17 protein-coding genes and 1 pseudogene are annotated in these 18,067 nt (G+C 65.6%); 10 read left to right on the top strand and 8 right to left on the bottom strand.

The genetic code is table 11. The features are described 5' to 3' along the window. The 3 genes and pseudogenes from A3CW_RS53655 to A3CW_RS0131965 form a co-directional block, all read left to right on the top strand. Positions 1–495, top strand: a pseudogene (locus tag A3CW_RS53655) (hypothetical protein); the annotation flags it as partial. Between the two features lie 121 nt (positions 496–616). Next, on the top strand, positions 617–1,801 hold the full coding sequence (locus A3CW_RS0131970; protein ID WP_028207206.1) for a GGDEF domain-containing protein: 1,185 nt from the start codon (positions 617–619) through the stop codon (positions 1,799–1,801). 126 nt (positions 1,802–1,927) lie between these two features. Beyond that, entirely contained in the window at positions 1,928–2,959 is a 1,032-nt protein-coding gene (locus A3CW_RS0131965) for an SGNH/GDSL hydrolase family protein (RefSeq protein ID WP_028207205.1), read from the top strand. A 53-nt stretch (positions 2,960–3,012) separates the two neighbouring features. On the opposite strand, the gene A3CW_RS48180 is transcribed toward A3CW_RS0131965, so the two are convergent. Next, positions 3,013–4,203 carry a citrate synthase family protein gene (locus A3CW_RS48180; RefSeq protein WP_035514578.1) on the bottom strand — a complete coding sequence of 397 codons (1,191 nt, stop codon included), beginning with the start codon at positions 4,201–4,203 and terminating at the stop codon, positions 3,013–3,015. Between the two features lie 172 nt (positions 4,204–4,375). Here A3CW_RS48180 and A3CW_RS0131955 point away from each other — a divergent pair, with 172 nt between their 5' ends. Next, complete coding sequence (locus A3CW_RS0131955; RefSeq protein WP_028207204.1) at positions 4,376–5,740, top strand: MFS transporter; 1,365 nt, start codon at positions 4,376–4,378, stop codon at positions 5,738–5,740. Between the two features lie 47 nt (positions 5,741–5,787). Next, positions 5,788–6,756, top strand: a complete 969-nt coding sequence (locus A3CW_RS0131950) for a 2-hydroxyacid dehydrogenase (protein ID WP_028207203.1) — start codon at positions 5,788–5,790, stop codon at positions 6,754–6,756. 17 nt (positions 6,757–6,773) lie between these two features. On the opposite strand, the gene A3CW_RS0131945 is transcribed toward A3CW_RS0131950, so the two are convergent. The 4 genes from A3CW_RS0131945 to araD all read right to left on the bottom strand — a co-directional run bounded on the left by A3CW_RS0131945 (position 6,774) and on the right by araD (position 11,824). After that, the gene (locus A3CW_RS0131945) at positions 6,774–7,844 is read right to left on the bottom strand and encodes a LacI family DNA-binding transcriptional regulator (RefSeq protein ID WP_028207202.1); all 1,071 of its coding nucleotides are present in this window, start codon (positions 7,842–7,844) and stop codon (positions 6,774–6,776) included. Between the two features lie 55 nt (positions 7,845–7,899). Beyond that, the gene (locus A3CW_RS0131940; protein WP_407669785.1) at positions 7,900–9,183 is read right to left on the bottom strand and encodes an MFS transporter; all 1,284 of its coding nucleotides are present in this window, start codon (positions 9,181–9,183) and stop codon (positions 7,900–7,902) included. Positions 9,184–9,298: 115 nt separating this feature from the next. Beyond that, positions 9,299–10,036, bottom strand: a complete 738-nt coding sequence (locus tag A3CW_RS0131935; RefSeq protein WP_028207200.1) for a ribonuclease activity regulator RraA — start codon at positions 10,034–10,036, stop codon at positions 9,299–9,301. 27 nt (positions 10,037–10,063) lie between these two features. Next, entirely contained in the window at positions 10,064–11,824 is a 1,761-nt protein-coding gene (gene araD, locus A3CW_RS0131930; RefSeq protein WP_028207199.1) for an L-arabinonate dehydratase, read from the bottom strand. A gap of 195 nt (positions 11,825–12,019) precedes the next feature. Here araD and A3CW_RS0131925 point away from each other — a divergent pair, with 195 nt between their 5' ends. From A3CW_RS0131925 to A3CW_RS0131915, 3 genes are all read left to right on the top strand, one after another. Next, positions 12,020–12,316 carry a type II toxin-antitoxin system prevent-host-death family antitoxin gene (locus tag A3CW_RS0131925; protein ID WP_028207198.1) on the top strand — a complete coding sequence of 99 codons (297 nt, stop codon included), beginning with the start codon at positions 12,020–12,022 and terminating at the stop codon, positions 12,314–12,316. Continuing rightward, entirely contained in the window at positions 12,313–12,684 is a 372-nt protein-coding gene (locus A3CW_RS50375) for a type II toxin-antitoxin system RelE/ParE family toxin (protein WP_051481847.1), read from the top strand. The genes A3CW_RS0131925 and A3CW_RS50375 overlap by 4 nt, the downstream gene beginning before the upstream one ends. A 137-nt stretch (positions 12,685–12,821) precedes the next feature. After that, entirely contained in the window at positions 12,822–13,484 is a 663-nt protein-coding gene (locus tag A3CW_RS0131915) for a gamma-glutamylcyclotransferase (protein ID WP_028207197.1), read from the top strand. Here A3CW_RS0131915 and A3CW_RS0131910 read toward each other — a convergent pair. Beyond that, the gene (locus A3CW_RS0131910) at positions 13,481–14,131 is read right to left on the bottom strand and encodes a LysE family translocator (RefSeq protein ID WP_028207196.1); all 651 of its coding nucleotides are present in this window, start codon (positions 14,129–14,131) and stop codon (positions 13,481–13,483) included. The genes A3CW_RS0131915 and A3CW_RS0131910 overlap by 4 nt on opposite strands. 115 nt (positions 14,132–14,246) lie before the next feature. On the opposite strand from A3CW_RS0131910, the gene A3CW_RS48170 reads away from it, so the two are divergent. Beyond that, complete coding sequence (locus A3CW_RS48170; RefSeq protein ID WP_035514558.1) at positions 14,247–14,714, top strand: Lrp/AsnC family transcriptional regulator; 468 nt, start codon at positions 14,247–14,249, stop codon at positions 14,712–14,714. Between the two features lie 18 nt (positions 14,715–14,732). Here A3CW_RS48170 and A3CW_RS0131900 read toward each other — a convergent pair whose 3' ends face one another. Continuing rightward, on the bottom strand, positions 14,733–16,034 hold the full coding sequence (locus A3CW_RS0131900) for an aspartate aminotransferase family protein (protein WP_028207195.1): 1,302 nt from the start codon (positions 16,032–16,034) through the stop codon (positions 14,733–14,735). Positions 16,035–16,111: 77 nt separating this feature from the next. Between A3CW_RS0131900 and A3CW_RS0131895 the strand changes: the two genes are divergently transcribed. Next, positions 16,112–17,020, top strand: coding sequence for a LysR family transcriptional regulator (locus tag A3CW_RS0131895; protein WP_211254107.1), 909 nt, complete (start codon positions 16,112–16,114; stop codon positions 17,018–17,020). 30 nt (positions 17,021–17,050) lie between these two features. Here the strand turns inward: A3CW_RS0131895 and A3CW_RS48165 are convergent, their stop codons facing one another. Next, a complete protein-coding gene (locus A3CW_RS48165; RefSeq protein WP_051481846.1) occupies positions 17,051–18,049 on the bottom strand; it encodes an AraC family transcriptional regulator in 999 nt (332 codons plus the stop codon). Positions 18,050–18,067 lie beyond the last annotated feature (18 nt).

Raw genomic sequence — 18,067 nt, 5'->3', positions numbered from 1 at the left:
GTGGCAGGCGCTAGCGGTTTGAGCGGCTTTCTTTTGCCTACTTTTCTTTGCCGCTGGCAAAGAAAAGTAGGTGCCGCCCCGCACAGGGGCAACGCCTGCATACCGACGCGAACAAAAGGAAAGGCCAAAAGCACAACCCTGAGCAAAACAAAAAACTCCATCGCACTCCTGATCACATTATCACCCGCGCCCCTGCGCAACCATCTCAAGCAACGCCTGCGTCCCTGCCGACCGATCGTACGCCCGCGTAGCGATCACCACTTCACTAAACCCATTCGCCATCGCAAGCGGTTTAAACACCGCACCTTCAAGCCCAAACCGCGCAAGCGTCCGCGGCACAATACCAACCCCAAGCGCGCGGTGGTGTTCCCGCCGGTGCCCGCGTTCTGCGCGAAGCCCGCGAGCCTGCAGGCAATGGTCGATCATTCGGTGAGCCGCGCGCTCGACCAGTTCGGGCTCGATACAGAACGCATCGAGGCGTGGCGCGACGCGTGAAGCCGGCCCGGCACGCTGCGGGCACGCGGCGGACAATCAGGGAACGAGCATCGCGGTATTAAGTTTCGGCGTAAAATGCGCGTTCGCCGCGATGTACCGGCGTAGAAGCCCCACGCCAGCGATGCACGTCGATCTACTTACCATCTACTTTCTCCTGATCGGGACCCTGCTAGCCAGTTCCCTGATGACGCTCTGGGAGCATCGTACGCATCCCGCGCGCAGCAAGGCATTGCGGATACTGGCCGGGGGCTACGCCACCCTCGCAACCGGCTGCGCCGCGGTGCTCGTGCGCGCCGATCTGCCCGGCGTATGGGGCTCCGCCCTCAGCAACCTCGTCATCATGGCCGGCTATCTGCTGGTTCTGCACGGCGTCGCGACGCTGAACGGGCGGCAATACCGGGCGGGCTCGATCGCCCTGCTCGCGTTGATCGCGCTGACATGGGCCACATGGGGCGCACGGCATCCGCAGGCCATGTGGTACTACGCGAGCGCGCTTCCCATTGCGCTGGTGAGCGCCATGACCTCGCGCGAGCTGCTGCGCGGCGACGGCATAAAAGGGGGGCAATCGCGCCACGTCGCGACGTTCGTCACGGGATTCCACGCGCTCTTTTACGTGTTCCGGACGTTTGTCCTCCCGTTGCTGGGGAGCCGCTATGGGGACAGCTTTGTCGCGCTAGTCAGCAAGATCACGATGTATGAAGGCGTGCTGTATTCGATCGTTCTGCCCATGGCCCTGATCAAGCTGATCCGCGAGGAAACGCATGGGCAGCTGTTGCGCGAGTCGCAGACGGACTACCTGACCCGCCTTGGCAACCGCCGCTGGTTCTTCGAAGAAGGCGAGCGCGTGATGAGCGAGATCGGGGCGCGCCAGCCCGGGGCGCGTCAGCCCGGGGCGCGTCAGCCGGTTTCGCTGCTTGCCTTCGATCTCGACCACTTCAAGACCATCAACGATCGCTACGGCCACAAGACCGGCGATGAAGTCCTCAAGACGTTCGCGGACATCGCCCGCAGCGCCATGGGACCCGAGGCGATCCTCGCGCGCATAGGCGGTGAAGAGTTCGCCGCCCTGCTGCCGGGCCATGACCGCGTGCGCGCCAAAGCGGTGGGCGAAGCGATCGCCAGGCGTTTCGCTCAAACCGCCATGAACAAGGTCGATGGCGTCGCCATACGCGCCACGGTGAGCATCGGCCTCGCGCAGCATGGTCACGAAGCGTCCACCCTCTCCGACCTGCTGGCCGCCGCCGACACCGCGCTCTACAGCGCGAAAGCGCTGGGCGGCAACCGGCTCGAAACGCTGGTTCTTTAACGCCTCACGCCATCCCTGGCATTCAAGTCAGCCATTTGTAGGCTCCGCGCATTCTTTTTGCTAGCCCTCTTAGGCCCGCCCTATCCGGTCGCGGGCGCAATCGCGTCAAGCGGTAAGGGGGGCACAATGGCAACGATCGATACCCGGATCCGGGTGGCAATTTCCGCCGGACTGATTTTCCTGCTCGCGGCGTGCGGCGGCGGCGGTGGCGGCGGAGGAGGAGGAGGCTCGGGCAGCGGCACCAGCACGCCGGCGGGCGGCGTCAAGCTGCAGGTCGTCTCGTTCGGCGACAGCCTTTCCGATGTCGGGACCTACGCGCCGCTTGCGGGCGCCGTGGGCGGCGGGCGGTTCACGACCAACCCCGGTCAGGTCTGGTCGCAGGATGTCGCGCAATATTATGGGGACAGCCTGAACGCCGCGTACACTGTCGGCCTCGATCACAAGCTGAGCGCGCAAGGCGGCTTCGGCTACGCAGAGGGTGGCTCGACGGTCGCCACGCCGGCCAACCAGTACGACTTCCTCTCGGACGTGATCGGCAATATCGAAATGCCGGTCAATCAGCAGGTGTCGAGCTATATCTCCGCTCACGGCACCTTCAACTCCGGCCAGCTCGTGCTGGTCTGGGCAGGCGCAAACGATGTGCTGCGCGCCGGCAACCCGCCTACGGCCAACACGGTCGTGCAGACTGCCGCCACGACGCTCGCACAAATCGTCGGGCAGATCGTGCAGGCCGGCGCCACGCATGTCGTGGTGGTCAACGTGCCGAACATCGGTCTCTCGCCCAAGGGCATCACCTCGGCCGACGGCGGCGCGAACCTGACCCAGCTCTCGCAGCTCTTCAACTCGACGTTGAACGGCGCGTTGCAGACGGATGGCCTGCAAGGCAAGGTCATCGAAGTCGATTCCTACACCTGGATCACGCAGCTCGTCGCGAACTTTCAGACGAACGGATTTACCGTGTCCAACACGGCCCAGGCGTGCGACCCTTCGAAAACGCCTGACAACACCTCGCTGCTCTGCTCGCCCGCCACCTACGTCGCGGCCAATGCCGACCAGACCTATATGTTCGCCGACGACCTTCACCCGACCACGCACACGCATTCGCTGTTCGCGCAGTACGTCGAGCAGCAGATCGCCGCGAGCGGGCTGGGTCATTGAGTGCTGGATGCAAGCGGCCGCGCCGGGCATGGACGCGACCGCTTGCGCAGTCGTCAATACTCCTGATGATTCCCGGCGCCTCGCGCGGCACCCGCGCCAACAGGTCCGATATAGTTGGCCCGCGGCCGCAGCAGCGTGCCGCTGGTCATCTGCTCGATGGCGTGCGCCATCCAGCCCACGCTCCGCCCAATGGCGAATATCGCGAACACAGCGTCTTCCGGCAAGCGGCAATAGCTGGCAAGCGCGGTGAGCGCGATGTCGATCGTCGGCGCGAGACCGCGCGATACGCGAACGTACTCGATCAGCGCGCGCACCTCGTCCGGCACATCGAACGCCGCGAGCAGGTCCGCCGCGCGCGGGTCGCCTTGCGGGTACAACTCGTGACCGAAACCCGGCAACGGCCCGTTCGCCTTCAACCAGCGCTCGACCGCGCCAGCCACCCCCATCGCGCGCACATCACCGAGCAGCGCCTGCACGCGCAGCGCGGCGTCGCCATGCAAGGGCCCGGCGAATGCGGCCAGGCCCGCGAGCATGCACGAGCCGAGCGACGCCCCCGTCGACGCCGCCACGCGTGCCGCAAACGCCGATGTCGTCAATTCCTGGTCCGCGAGCAACGCGAGCGCACGCCGCAGCAAGTCCGCCTGCGCTTCGCACCGCCACGCACGCGCAAGACGCGCATGCAGTGCGCCGCTTGCGCCGAAGCGGCCAATCTCGCCCGGCCCGACGAAGGCGCTCGCGAAGCGGCCCACGAGGCAGGCCGCTTCGTCATTCAACCGTGCAGCGTCGAGCGCGCCGCTTGCACGCGGCTGCGCCGCGGCCAGCGCGATCGACGCATATACCCGCGCGCGCGGCGGCGCGCCCTCGGGTACGTTCACGTCGTCGTGGAACGTGGGGAAGACCGGCGCCGCGTCCGTTTCCCATAAGCATCGAGCCACGTCTTCGAGCGTCGCCCGGCTCGCGAGGTCGATCGCATCGTGGCCGCGGTAGTAAAGCCGCCCCCGTGTGATCGTGGAAATGCGCGTGTTGATGATGGGCTCGCCCCACGCCATCGTGCTCGCCGCGATGCTCTTGTGGGCGCGGCCAAGGTCGCGCTTCTTCCTGAGCGCCGCGACGTCCGAAGCGCGGTACAGCTTGCGGCTTGCGTGCTCCGGGTCCCACCGGACTTCGATGCGCCCGCGGCTCACGTACGCGTACAACGTCTGCTTGCGCACGCCCAGCGCGTGACAGGCCTCCTCCTGTGTCATCCAGATTTCCACTAGTTTTCCTGGGTTTGCCTGGTTGATTCGCTCAATCAAGATTGACGCGTACTGGCGCGGTGCGTCAAATACAGTCAATCTGCCCCGGCATTGAGACGATGCTTGCGGGTACGGATCGATAATGATACCCGCGGCTTCGAGCACGGGACTGGAGACATCGATGTCAACGCAGAGGACCGCCGGCTTTGCCGCCACGGAAGCGACGGAAGCCACCCGCGCCACCCGCACGCGATTCACGATTCTGGCCGCCATCCTGCTGCTCGCGACGGTCGCCTACGCAGACCGCGCGATCCTCTCGATTGCCGGGCCCGGCATAGCAAAAGAATTCGGGCTCAACCATATTCAGCTCGGCTACGTGCTCTCGGCGTTCAGCTGGGCCTATGTGGTCGGCCAGATCCCCGGCGGCCTGCTGCTCGACCGCGTCGGCACGAAAGTCATGTACGCCGCCACGCTGATCCTGTGGTCGCTCGCCACGATTCTCGTCGGCTTCGTCGGCAGGGTCACGACCGATATGTCAGTGGCGCTGGGCCTGCTGTTCGCCTTGCGCTTCGCGCTCGGGCTGATCGAAGCGCCCAGCTTCCCCGCCAACAGCCGCGTGACCGTCATGTGGTTCCCCAAGGAAGAGCGCGGCTTCGCCACGTCGTTGTTTGCGTCCGCATCGTATTTCGCCGTGGCGATCTTCTCGCCGTTCGCGGGCTGGCTCACCAGCAAGTTCGGCTGGCCCGCGCCGTTCTTCGCGCTCGGCCTGATCGGCATTGCCAGCGCCGGAATCTGGGCGCTCGTGATGCACGAACCGCGCAAGCACCCGCGTGTCTCGCCCGCCGAACTCGACCGCCTCGTAGCGGGCGGCGCGATGATCGACATCGACTCGAAGCTCGAGCGCCAGTCGCGCCCCGCCGTATCCGGCAAGACGCTGCGTATGCTGCTCGGCAACCGCATGCTCTGGTGCTCGTATATCGGCCAGTATTGCGTCATCGCGCTGAGCTATTTTTTCATCACGTGGTTTCCGATCTACCTCGTGCAGGCGCGCGGCATGAACGTCATGCAGGCCGGTCTCGCGACGATGCTGCCCGCCATCGCGGGTTTTCTCGGCGGCATTGCGGGCGGCGCGATTTCGGACGCGCTGATCCGGCACGGCTGGAGCGTGTCGTGGGCGCGCAAGACGCCGTATATCGTCGGCATGGCCGTGGGCTGCTGCATCGTGTTCTCGGCGTTCACCGAGAGCAACACCGTCATCGTCCTGCTGATGACGGTCGCCTTCTTCGGCAAAGGCGCCGCAGCCGGCGCGGGCACCTGGGCCATTGCGTGCGATACCGCGCCGCGTGAAGCCGTGGGCCTTGCCGGCGCGATTTTCAATTGCATCGGCAATATCGGCGGCATCGTCACGCCTATCGTGTTCGGCTATATCGTGCAGGCAACGGGCGGCTACAAGGCCGGTCTTTATTTTGTCGCGGCACACTGCGTGGTCGCGGCGCTGGTTTATCTCGTGTTCATGGGCCGCATCGAGCGCGTGAAAGTCAGCTGAGCACGCGAACGCACGCATCAAACGAAGCAAGGATTCATCGACTCATCATGGCAAAACCCATCATTCTCAACGCAGCCGAATTGCCGGCACGCACTCAGGCCGAACTCGCGTCGCTCTTCACGATGCTCGATCTGCCGAAGGCGCCGCGCGAAGCCGCTGCGTTCCTCGCGCAACATGGCGCGTCCATTCGCGGCATTGCGCTGCGCAAGACGAAGATCGACGCGGCGTTTCTCGACGCCCTGCCCGCGCTGGAGATCATTGCGAGCTACAGCGCCGGGCTCGACAACCTCGATGTGAAAAGCGCGCAGGCGCGCGGCATCCGCATCGAGAATGCCTCGCACGTGCTGGCCGAGGATGTCGCGAACACCGCGATCGGCCTCGCGCTCGCGCTCACGCGCGATATCGTGCAGGCCGACGCGTATGTGCGCTCCGGCAAGTGGCCGGAGCACGGCGCGCTGCCGCTCGGCCGCTCGGTCTCGCGCATGAAGGTCGGCATTGTCGGGCTCGGCATGATCGGCGCGGCCATCGCGAAGCGGCTCAAGGCGTTCGGCTCGCAAGTCGCGTATTACGGGCCGAACCGCAAGAGCGTCGATCTGCCGTACTACGACGACGTCACGCGTCTCGCGGCCGATAGCGACATGCTGATCCTCACCTGCCCGCTGACACCGCAAACGCATCATCTGGTGAATACGGCCGTGCTCGACGCGCTCGGGCCGCAAGGCTTTCTCATCAACATTGCGCGCGGCCCCGTAGTGGATGAGAAGGCGCTGATCGCCGCGCTCGATGCGCAGCGGCTCGCAGGGGCGGCGCTCGACGTGTTCGAGCACGAGCCACACGTGCCGCAGGCACTGATCGACAACCCGCGCGTCGTGCTCACGCCGCATATTGGTTCGGCTACCGAAGAAACGCGCACCGGTATGGCGGATAACGTGGTCGATATGCTGGCAGCCCATTTTGGCATTGCGAGTCCGCGCAGTGCGCCTGTGCGGACACTGGAAAACGCCGCCGCAGCTTGAGGGCTACACGAGGCGACTCAAGCCGATTCGCGCGCCACGATCGTGAACCCCACATCGAGCGCGCGAGGCTCGCTCACGCCGCTTCCTCCACTCAGGCGGTCGAGCAGAAAACGCGCAGCGTTCACGCCAATGCGGGTGCCCTCCACGCGCACCGTCGTTAGCTGCGGTGTGGTTTCGGTCGCGAACTCCAGATCGCCGAAACCGCAGATCGCCAGTTGCGAGGGCACCTGCACGCCCATCTGGCGCGCAGCGCCAAGCGCGCCGATGGCGAGCAGATCCGAGCCGCAGAACACGGCGTCGATATCCGGCGCGCGTGCAAGCAAGGGCGGCAGCGCACGCTTGCCGTGCGCGACCGAACTGGGCGGCGCGACCAGTTCTTCGGGCACGTCCTCGATGCCTTCCTGCGCGAGCCGTTCGCGAAAGCCAGCGCGCCGCGCGAGCGCGCGCGCGTCGTTGGCGGAGATGAGCGCGGGACGGCGGGCGCCGCGCGCGAGCAAATGCGCCGCCACCGCGGCGCCGATCTGGTAGTGGGAAAAGCCCACCAGCATGTCGATCGGCGTATCGGTCATGTCCCACGTTTCGACCACGGGAATGCCGACGTTCTTCAGGCGCTCGCGCAACGAATCGGTATGCGCGACGCCCGTGAGCAGCACGCCTTCGGGGCGGCGGCTCAATACCGTATCGAGCAGGCTCTCTTCGTTCGACGCGCTATAGCCGCTCAACGCGAGCAGCACCTCGTAACCCGCGCGCGACATCGTCTCGCTGAAGACCTGGATAGTTTCCGAAAACAGCGAGTGCGAAACGGTCGGCACGATGGCCGCGATGAGCCGCGAGCGCGCCGACGACAAACCGCCCGCCAGCCGGTTCGGCACGTAGCCCAGCTTCTGCACGACCTGCCGCACGCGCTCCAGCGTCTCCGGCGCAACCGACTCCGGATTGTTGAACACGCGCGAAACCGTGATGGGCGAGACGCCCGCCTGCGCGGCCACGTCGGTGATGCGCAGGCCCTTGGGCCCGCCGCGCGTGCGCTTCGCGCGCACGGTGGCGTCCGCGTGTTCGATGCTCGGAGCGGGTTTGATGGTCGACATGAACTTGAACGGAGGTGGGCAATGCGCGGCTATTGTAGCGAAACCGCCTCGCCGGCTAGCGCGCGTTGTTCGGCAGGGGCGCGCCGTCGACGGTTTGCGGCATGCGGTCGCCACGGCGCAGGATCATGGCGGTCACGATCGCGAAGATCACCATGCATGCGGCGGGCACGAGCATGGGCATGCGCGTACTGCCCGTTGCCTGCTTCACGAACGGCACGAGATTTTGCGCGATGAAGCCGCCGATATTGCCGAGCGAATTGATCGCCGCGATGCCCGCCGCGGCGCGCGCGCCGTAGAGGAATTTGGGCGGCAGCGTCCAGAAGCACGGAATCAGCAGATACATGCACGGCGCACCAAGACATAACGCGGCGAAGCGCAGCGCATGGCCCGGCAGAAAGACCGATGAAACGAAGAACACCATGCCGAGCAGCGACGACACCAGCATCGCGACAGTCGCATGATTGCTCGCGCGCAGCCGCGAAGGCAGCGTGGCGAGCACAATCGTCGCGAGCAGCCAGGGAATGATGTTGAGCAGCCCGTTGGTAGTATTGGTCACGCCAAAGCCCTTTACGAGCGTAGGCAGCCAATAGCTCACGCCGTACACGGAGATCGACAGCATCATGTAGTAGAACGCCATGCCGAGCACGCGCGGCTCCGTGAAGACGCTGAGCACCGAGCCGTGGCGCGACTGGCTGCGCGCGGCCGCGCTCTCGGTCGAGAGCGTGTGCGTGAGCCAGCGCTTCTCGCCTTCCGAGAGGAACGTCGCCTTCTGCGGCGCCTGCGGCAACAGGAACAGCACGACAATCGTGAGCAGTACCGATGGAATGCCGGTGACCACGAACACGAGCTGCCAGCCTTGCAGGCCGAACAGTCCGCCCTTGTCGAGCAGCCAGCCGCAGATCGGCGCGCCGATCATGTTGCCGAGGCTGCTGCCCACCGTGAAGTAACCGAGCATGCGCACGCGGTGGCGCTGCGGGAACCACAGCGTGAGGTAGTAGATCACGCCTGGATAGAGCCCGGCTTCGGACGCGCCCAGCAAAAAGCGCAGGATGTAGAACATCGTGGCGTTGCGCGTGAAGGCGAGCAGAATCGTGACCACGCCCCACGTGAACATGATGCGCGCCATCCAGCGCGGCGCGCCGTACTTGTGGAGCAGCACATTGCTCGGCACCTCGAACAGCAGATAGCCGATGAAAAAGAGCGACGCGCCAAGCCCGTACGCGACTTCGGAAAGCCCGAGGCTGCCGAGCATCTGCAACTTCGCGAACGCGATGTTGGAGCGGTCGATATACGCGACCAGGTAGAGCACGCCGAGCAGCGGCATCAGCCGCCAGCCCATGCGGTTGATCAGACGCGGCTCGTCGATCGCTGCGGTGGCATCGTTCACGTTGTCTCCTGAGCCCGCGTCGCGCGCGGGCCTCTGTTTATCGGTATCGTCCTGCGTGCTGCGCGGGTTATTTTGCCTGCTGCTCGCACCATGCGCGATACGCCGCCAGCGTTTCCTCGTTGGGCGGATACGTGCCGCGCAGTGCCAGTCCTGACTCGATGCGCTCGGTGATGAACGCCTCGAGCCGCTCCTGCTCGGTGGCGTCGCGCGCCACTTCCTCGGCCATTTCGTGCGGCACGATCACGACGCCGTCGGCATCGCCCACGACGATATCGCCCGGATAAACGGGCACGCCGCCGCATGCGATCGGCACGTTCAGATCCACGGCGTGATGCTTCGCGAGATTGAGCGGCGCACTCGCCCCCGCGCACCAGATCCGCAGGCCAAGCGCTGCGATCGTGCCGCTGTCTCGCACGGGGCCGTCCGAGACCATCCCCGCCACGCCGCGCTTCGCGAGGCGCAACGCGAGAATCGAGCCCACCGAAGCCACCGTGCGGTCGCCCCGGCAATCTTGCACGAGCACGCTGCCCACGGGTGCGGTTTCCACGGCCTTGCGCTGCGGGTGGTCCGGATTCTGGAACACGCCCACGTGGTCGAGGTCCTCGCGCGCCGGAATATTGCGCAGCGTGAACGCCGGGCCGACGAGATTCGGCGTGCCCGGCTCAGGCTTCACGAGCGGCGCCACGCCCTGCAGAAACACATTGCGCAGGCCGCGCTTGAAGAGTTGGGTCGTGAGCGTGGCGGTGCTCACGTGACGCAGTTGTTCGAGCGCGGCTTCGCTGACTGGCGGATTCGGTGCGGTCATGATCGGTGATGTCTTCAATGATGGGGATTAGTGAATTTCCGGTTCGGCGCCGTGGGCTTCGCACGGCGTGGCGGCCGGCGTTTCGAGGAAATCGAAATCGCAGCCCTTGTTCGCCTGCGTCACGTGCAATTGATGCAACACGCCGAAACCGCGTTCGAACGGCCGCTTCGGCGGCGTCCACGCCGCCTTGCGCGCGGCCATTTCGGCGTCGCTCACATGCAGATGCAGACGGCGCGCCTCGACGTCGAGTTCGATGACGTCGCCGTCTTTCACGAACGCGAGCGGCCCGCCCACGAACGATTCGGGCGCGACGTGCAGCACGCACGCGCCGTAGCTCGTGCCGCTCATGCGCGCGTCGGAAATGCGCAGCATGTCGCGCACGCCGAGCTTGAGCAGTTTCTGCGGAATCGGCAGTTGGCCCCATTCGGGCATGCCCGGCGCGCCAACCGGGCCGGCGTGCTGCAACACGATCACGGAGTCGGCGCTCACATCGAGATCGTCGCTGTCGATGCGCGCGGCCATGTCGTTGTAGTCCTTGAACACCACCGCGGGGCCGCGATGCCTGAGCAGATGCGGCTCCATCGCCGCGGGCTTGATGACCGCGCCGTCCGGCGCGAGATTGCCCGTGAGCACGGCGAGTCCATCGCGCGCGACGAGCGGATTGCTGCGCGTACGGATCACGTCGTCGTTGAAGATCTCCGCGCCCGCGATGTTCTCGCCGAGCGTCTTGCCGTTCACGGTCATCTGCGTGCCGTCGATCAGGTCGCCCAGTTCCACGAGCAGCGCGCGCAGGCCGCCCGCGTAATAAAAGTCCTCCATCAAATACTGGCCGGCGGGGCGAATATTGCCGAGCACCGGCGTCACGCGCGCGAGTTCGTCGAATCGCGCCGTGGTCAGATCGATGCCCGCGCGGCGCGCCACGGCCACGAGGTGCACGATCGCGTTGGTCGAACCCGACATCGCGAGCACCGTGGTCACGGCGTTGTCGAAGGCCTTCGCGGTGAGGATGTCCGAGGGCTTCTGGTCGGTCCAGACCATCTCGACGATGCGCTGCCCCGTGAGCGACGCATACTGCGCGTGACGCGAATCCACCGCGGGAATCGACGAGAAGCCGGGCAGCGTGAGGCCGAGCGCTTCGGTCGCGCTCGTCATCGTGGAGGCCGTGCCCATCGTCATGCAGTGGCCGGGCGAGCGCGCAATGCCGCTCTCGATGCCCTTCCACTCGTCTTCGGTGATCTTGCCCGCGCGCAGTTCCGCCCAGTACTTCCACGTGTCCGAGCCGCTGCCGAGCGTGCGGCCGTTCCAGTTGCCGCGCAACATCGGCCCGGCGGGCAGATAAATGGCGGGCAGGTCCATGCTGATCGCGCCCATCAGGAGACCCGGCGTGGTCTTGTCGCAGCCGCCCATCAGCACGCAGCCGTCGAACGGATACGACTTGAGCAGTTCCTCCGTCTCCATCGCGAGGAAGTTGCGGTAGAGCATGGTGGTGGGCTTCTGGAACGGCTCGGCCAGCGTCATGACCGGCATCTCGACCGGAAACCCGCCCGCCTGCCAGATGCCGCGCTTCACCTCCTCCACGCGCTGCTTGAAGTGGGTGTGGCACGAGTTGATCTCGCTCCACGTGTTCACGACGGCGATGACGGGCTTGCCCATGTAATCGGACGAGTGATAGCCCATCTGCGCCGTACGCGAGCGGTGGCCGAACGAGCGGAGGTCGTTGACGCCGTACCAGCGGTAGCTGCGCAGGTCTTCGGGCTTCTTGCGAACTTGGGACAAGGTGTTCTCCATGATAACGCTACCATTTCGACGGATAAAAAAAGCCGTCGAAGGCCGGGGCGCCGGTCGCGCCACCCGGTGACGTGATGGGGTGAATGGTAGCGTTATCATTGGCGGCGCGATCCTGGGGGAAGTACGGAGCGTGGCTTGACCAGGCATCCTTCGGTGTGTATGTTTTCGTTAACGAATTTTGTAATGGAGACGTTTATGTCTATTCGTGCCAAGGACGTCGTGCCGATCAGCGAAGCACGCGCGCGGCTCACCGAACTGGCGGAAGACGTGGTCGCCGGTGCCGAAAAGGTCCTGACGAAGAATGGCGCGGCGTTCGTCGCGCTCGTCGATGCGAAAAAGCTCGACTTCTATCATGCCCTCGAGGCCGAGTACGGGCGGCTGATCATGATCGACGACGCCGAGAAGGGACTCAAGGACGCGCTCGCCGGGCGCACACAGTCTCTGGAGGACATGCGGGAGTCGATGCGACGTCGCGCTGAGCCGCGGAAATGATCCGGGTCGATTTTGCCGAAACGTTCGCAAAGCGCCTCGAAGCAATCAGCGAATTCATGCTGGAGCAGGACTCGTCGTCGGCTCCGCAGCGAATGGATGAACTTTGGGAGCAGATTTTTCGCTTCCGCGATCTCGTGATGATTCATCCAGAACTTGGCCGTCCAGCCGGCTTCCTTGCGGCGCAAACCATTGAGGGGCAGACGCGCCTCGACAAGCTGAAGCGTCTGGCAATCGAAGCTGGCGTTCCCGATTTCCGTGAATATGTGCTGCGATCGCACGTGATCCTGTATGCCCACTCCGGTACGCGCGTCGTAGTCCTCTCGATTCGTCACCAGCGCGAGCTTGGCTATGCCCCGTCGAGTGATTGATTGCTCCGCTTCGCTGCCGGACCGGCATCACCCGATTGTCGTCCCCAGTTGAACGCAGCATCGCGTTCCAGCCACTTTATCCACGCACGCGCCGACCGCATACTTCGTGACGTAGCCTCCACTCACCCGTCAACGCCATGCTAAACAGGGACGCCATTCGCTCCGGTGCGTTTCTCGAGAGTTTCAGCCATCTCCCGCCGGAAATTCTCTGGACGCAAGCCCAGATCGCCCAGTCGCTCGCCGATACGATGGCGAAGCGCCCCGCCGGCGCAGAGGTCTGGGTGTTCGGCTACGGCTCGCTCATGTGGAATCCGCTCTCGCACTTCGATCAGCGCGCGTACGCCACGCTGCACGGCTGGCGCCGGAGCTTTTGCATACGCCTGTTCGGCGGGCGCGGCACGCCGCAGCGCCCCGGCCGCATGCTCGCGCTGGAGCGCGGCGGCGATACGCAAGGCGTGGTGCTGCGGCTCGATGCCGCCACGCTCGACGAAGAGCTGCACATCCTCTGGACCCGCGAGATGTTGACGGGCGCCTACACGCCCGCCTGGACCGCGGTGACGCTCGCCACGGGCGAAACGCGGCACGCCCTCGCCTTCGTGGCAAACACCTGCCCGCGACAATACGAGACTGATTCGAGCCCCGCGACTGTCGCGCGCGCGATTGCCCAGGCACATGGTCCGCTCGGCAGCAACGCGGAATACGTGTTCCAGCTCAGGCAGGCGCTTACGGACTGCGCGTTGACCGACGCCTACATCGAGGAAGTGGCGCAAGCCCTCGAACGTTTCGAAACGACGTCTTAAGCGAGCCGCGCGAGACCCGTGACCATCTGAACGACGCCGAACGCGGCAATCGCAACGGCGGAAAACATGGAGATGCCCCGCGTAAACGCGAGCGGCACCTTCGTACGCAACGCGGACGTCACGCCGCTCAGGAACAGCCACCACACGGCCGAACCCGCGAACACGCCCGTCACCATCGTTACCATCGGCGCCACCGAAAGCCCTCCCGGCGCGCCCTGCTCGCCTGGCATGGCCGGCAGGGGCCCGAGCGCGGCAAACGCGGCGATGAACGAAAAAATGGTCAGGGGGTTCGAGAGCGTCAGCGCAAACGTCGTGAGGAAATCCCGCGTGACAGGGCTGCGCTGGGTCTCCTGTACGGCGGCCGGCGCGGCGGGCGACTCGCGCGCGATGGTCCACGCCATCCACACCAGAAATGCGCCGCCCGCCGCCTTCAACACGACCGTCAGCATCGGCAGCGCCGTCACGATACCGGCCACGCCGAGCGCGCCGAGCAAGCCATAAAACGCATCCGCGCAGGCAGCGCCAATGCCCGTCGCGAAGCCGGAGTAAAAACCGCGGCTCAGGCTGCGCTGGATGCACAGCATGCCGATGGCCCCGACCGGTGCGGCGATGCAAAAGCCCATCGCCACGGCTTTGACGAACAACATGTCCCCTCTCCCCGCAATGCATGTCCTATAGGGGACTATCGTAGACGGCGCAGATTATCCGCAGAAGGCGAGATTTAAGGGAAAATCAGCCTTTCACCTTAAACATTTCGCCATGATGGACGATCTGGACTGGAAAGTACTGGCGCTGTTGCAGGACAACGGCCGCATGACCTACACCGAGCTTGCGCGCCAGGTGCATCTCTCCGTGCCGGCGGTCACGGAGCGCGTGAGACGTCTCGAAGAAGCCGGCGTGATCGAAGGCTACACGGCGCGCGTGAATCCGGCCGCCGCCGGCTATCCGATCTCGGCCCTGATCGGCATTACGGTGCCCCAATCCGCGAAAGCGAAGTTTCTCAAGCTGCTCGGCGCGATTGCCGAAGTGCTCGAATGCCATCACGTGACTGGCGCTGACTCCTATGTCATTCGCCTCGTCGCGACGAGCGTCGCCGACCTGGAGCGCCTGATCCAGCGCATCAACCTCTACGGCGAGACGCGCACGTCCATCGTCATGTCCACGCCGCTCGCCGCACGTGCGCTCGCGCGGCCCCAGGTCAACCCGGCCGGATCGCGCAGCAAGGCCTAGCCGCGACGACCCGGGTCCTCAGAGCGAACGCTCGATCGCCTGCCCCAGCAGTTCCACGCCGAGATCGATCTCCTGCTCGCTCACGGTCAGCGGCGGCGCGATGCGGAACACGCCGCCCATGCCCGGCAACTGCACGATGTTCATGCTGAGCCCGAGTTTCATGCATTCGCGCGTGATTTTTGCGCCAAGGCCGTCGGCGGGCTCCTTCGTGCGGCGGTCCTTGACGATCTCGAGACCGAGCAGCAGCCCGCGCCCCCGAATGTCGCCAATGCATTCGAAGCGCTCCATGAGATCCAGCAGTCCGCGCCGCAAGCGCTCGCCCATGATGTTTGCGCGCGCAACGAGTCCGTCGCGCGCCACCACGTCCAGCACCCGCAGGCCGACCGCAGCAGGAAGCGGATCGGACACATGCGTGGTGTAGAACAGGAAGCCCCGTTCGTGCGCGGCTTCCTCGATCTGCGCGGACGTGACCACGGCCGCGAGCGGCAGGCCGGCGCCCAGCGTCTTCGAAAGCGTGAGAATGTCGGGCGTCACGCCGTCGTGCTCGCACGCGAACATCATCCCGGTGCGCCCAACGCCCGTTTGCGCCTCGTCGAGAATCAGCAGCATGCCGCGCTCTTCGCATTTGCGCTTGAGCGCCGCCATATAGCCGGGCGGCAGTTCGATGATGCCGCCCGAGCTCAGGATCGGCTCCGCGATGAAGGCCGCGAGATTGCCGCTGGACTGGCGGTCGATGAGATCGAACGCGTAGTCGAGTTCCGCGAGGTAATCGTATTGCCCGTTGCGCTCGAAGCGCGGCCGGTACGTGAACGGCGCGGGAATCGCATACGAGCCCACCGCTGCGGGACCCACGCCCTTGCGTCCTGCGCTATAGGTGGCCGAAGCCGCGCCGCCCGTCATGCCGTGCCACGACTGCGCAAAGCCCACGATTTCGAATTTGCCCGTGACGAGCTTCGCCATGCGGATGGCGGCCTCGTTCGACTCCGCGCCGGTGCTCAGCAGCAGCGCCCGGTCGAGCCCGTCGGGCGTGACGTCGGCGAGGCGCGTGGCCAGTTCGACCACGGGCCGCGAGAGCATGCCGCTGAACAAGTGGTCCAGCTTGCCCGCGTATTCGTTGATGACCGAGACGATTTCGGGGTGGCTGTGACCGAGCACCGCGCTCATCTGCCCCGAAGTGAAGTCGAGAATCGGGCGGTCGTCGGCGTCGTAGACGAAGCTGCCCTGGGCGCGCTCGATGATCATCGGCTCGAACGTGCCGCCATAGCGGATCAGGTGCTGCCTCGCGTTGCGCCAAAACTGTTCGTCGTCGTTCCTGGACACGGGCTTCTCCTCATCGGGTGGCGGGTTTTCCTTGCAGTCTAGTCGGCGCTCTGGTTTTATAGAATCGAATAGTTCTTATGCAAGCTAGAAGAGAGGCTAATATCGTGAGCCGTCCGCTGGAAATCGATCTGCTGCGTTCGTTCGCGGTCATTGCCGAGGTGCGCTCGCTAAGCCGTGCAGCCGAACGCGTGGGCCGCACCCAGTCGGCGCTGAGCCAGCAGATCAAGCGGCTCGAGGAGATCGTCGATCAGCCGCTGTTTCAGCGCACCGGCCGCGGCGTCGCGCTGACCCACCCCGGCGAGCGCCTGCTGGTGCACGCCCAGCGCATGCTGCGCCTGCACGACGAGGCCATGGCCGACCTGTGCGGCACGGGCTTGTCGGGCACCCTGCGCTTCGGCTGCCCGGACGACTATGCGGCCGTGTTCCTTCCCTCCTTGCTACGCCGGTTTTCGGGCCAGCATCCCAATGCGCTCGTGGAAGTCGTGTGCGTTCCGACGCCGCGCCTTCTCGAACAACTCGACAAGCGTGCGGTCGATCTCGCCATCGTGTCGCTGCCGTTGACCGCCACTGGATTTGCCGACGCAAACGGCCCGCACGACGAGATCATTCGCCGCGAGCAACTGGTCTGGATCGGCTCGCCCGAACTCGACTCCGCCCACTTCGATCCGTTGCCGCTCGCGCTCTCCGATCCGGACACGCTCGACCATATCGCGGCCTGCGAAGCGTTGGAACGCATGGGCAGGGCCTACCGCGTCGCGTATGCGAGCAGCAGCCTCGCCGGCCTCACTGCGCTCGTGCGTTCGGGCCAGGCCTTCGCCGTCATGACGCAAACGGCCGTTCCGGCGGATCTGGCGATTCTCAATGGCGACCCCGCGCTGCCGCCCTTGCCGGCCGTCGGCATCACGATCAAGTTCGGGCGCAAGCGGCCGTCGCTCCTCACGACGGCGTTTGCCGAGCATATCCGGCTCACATTGCCGCTGTTGTGAACGCATGGCGGCGCGCAGGGAAGCCACGCCTCACCGCGTTTGCGGCGCGCTTTCGCCTTCGCGCGCACCCGCGGCCAGCGCGATGTCGTACGGATCGCGCACGCTGCGCGCGTACTGCTTGGGCGCCATGCCCGCCCAGCGCCGGAACGCGCGAATGAATGCCTTCTCCGACGCGTAGCCCACGCTCATGGCGATCTCGATGAGCCGGCGCCGCGAATCGCGCAGCGCACCGCTCGCGATATACATGCGATACGACGTGAGATGCCCGATAGGCGTTTCCTCGACCAGTTCGACAAAACGCGCGCTGAAACGCGAGCGCGACATACCGGCAATCGCCGCCAGCGACTCGACGGTCCAGTCTTGCTCCGGGTGCCGGTGCAGTTGCGCGACGGCGCGGCCGACCTGCGGGTCCATGAGTCCGCGCAACCAGCCCGTGTGGCTGACGGCCGAGGCGAGATGCGCGCGCAGCAACTGCACGAACAGCACGTCGGCGAGGCGCGCGGCCGCAACGGCCCAGCCCGGCTGGCAGGCCATCGATTCGCGGATAAAGGCCATGAGCGTGTCCGCGAGCCACGGGCCAACCGCGGCGTCGTTCGCACGCACGTGAATGAGCGGTGGCAGCACCGAGAAGAGCGGATTGCGCACCGCCTCGCGGTAGAACACGATGCCGGTGTAGAGATCGCACACTGTGCCGCCGCGGCCCGACTCGATGCGCAAAGGGGTGTCGAAGCTCGGGCGAATGCCTGCGCGCGCAGCGAGATCGTCGAAGGGGACGGGCGCAACGTCGGGCGCGGAAGCCAGCACGTGTTCGTGGCCGTGCGGCAGCAGCACGAAATCGCCGGGCTCGACACAAAGCGGCTCCATGCCCTGCACGATCACATAAAACGGCGCGCCGCGGCCCGTGCGGAACATCACGCCCTCGATCGCCGGCTTGCGGAACGCCCATGACGCCGCGAGCGAGAAGTGTCCCGTTACCACAGCGTCGGCGCGCAGATCCGCCAGTGCGGCGCTCAACAGGTCCGTCGCCATTGTCCCCTCCGAATGTGT

Origin of the sequence: Paraburkholderia nodosa DSM 21604 (genome assembly GCF_000519185.1) — a bacterium.
Classification (GTDB): Bacteria; Pseudomonadota; Gammaproteobacteria; order Burkholderiales; family Burkholderiaceae; genus Paraburkholderia; species Paraburkholderia nodosa.
Note: the sequence above shows the minus strand (reverse complement) of the source record. Positions and strands in the feature narration are given on the sequence as shown.

Bases quoted from the DNA above. Each gene is read 5' to 3' on its own strand.
- A3CW_RS0131970 (WP_028207206.1), top strand. From the start codon at position 617: ATGCACGTCGATCTACTTACCATCTACTTTCTCCTGATCGGGACCCTG.
- A3CW_RS0131965 (WP_028207205.1), top strand. From the start codon at position 1,928: ATGGCAACGATCGATACCCGGATCCGGGTGGCAATTTCCGCCGGACTG.
- A3CW_RS48180 (WP_035514578.1), bottom strand. From the start codon at position 4,203: ATGACACAGGAGGAGGCCTGTCACGCGCTGGGCGTGCGCAAGCAGACG.
- A3CW_RS0131955 (WP_028207204.1), top strand. From the start codon at position 4,376: ATGTCAACGCAGAGGACCGCCGGCTTTGCCGCCACGGAAGCGACGGAA.
- A3CW_RS0131950 (WP_028207203.1), top strand. From the start codon at position 5,788: ATGGCAAAACCCATCATTCTCAACGCAGCCGAATTGCCGGCACGCACT.
- A3CW_RS0131945 (WP_028207202.1), bottom strand. From the start codon at position 7,844: ATGTCGACCATCAAACCCGCTCCGAGCATCGAACACGCGGACGCCACC.
- A3CW_RS0131940 (WP_407669785.1), bottom strand. From the start codon at position 9,183: ATGGGCTGGCGGCTGATGCCGCTGCTCGGCGTGCTCTACCTGGTCGCG.
- A3CW_RS0131935 (WP_028207200.1), bottom strand. From the start codon at position 10,036: ATGACCGCACCGAATCCGCCAGTCAGCGAAGCCGCGCTCGAACAACTG.
- araD (WP_028207199.1), bottom strand. From the start codon at position 11,824: ATGGAGAACACCTTGTCCCAAGTTCGCAAGAAGCCCGAAGACCTGCGC.
- A3CW_RS0131925 (WP_028207198.1), top strand. From the start codon at position 12,020: ATGTCTATTCGTGCCAAGGACGTCGTGCCGATCAGCGAAGCACGCGCG.
- A3CW_RS50375 (WP_051481847.1), top strand. From the start codon at position 12,313: ATGATCCGGGTCGATTTTGCCGAAACGTTCGCAAAGCGCCTCGAAGCA.
- A3CW_RS0131915 (WP_028207197.1), top strand. From the start codon at position 12,822: ATGCTAAACAGGGACGCCATTCGCTCCGGTGCGTTTCTCGAGAGTTTC.
- A3CW_RS0131910 (WP_028207196.1), bottom strand. From the start codon at position 14,131: ATGTTGTTCGTCAAAGCCGTGGCGATGGGCTTTTGCATCGCCGCACCG.
- A3CW_RS48170 (WP_035514558.1), top strand. From the start codon at position 14,247: ATGGACGATCTGGACTGGAAAGTACTGGCGCTGTTGCAGGACAACGGC.
- A3CW_RS0131895 (WP_211254107.1), top strand. From the start codon at position 16,112: ATGCAAGCTAGAAGAGAGGCTAATATCGTGAGCCGTCCGCTGGAAATC.
- A3CW_RS48165 (WP_051481846.1), bottom strand. From the start codon at position 18,049: ATGGCGACGGACCTGTTGAGCGCCGCACTGGCGGATCTGCGCGCCGAC.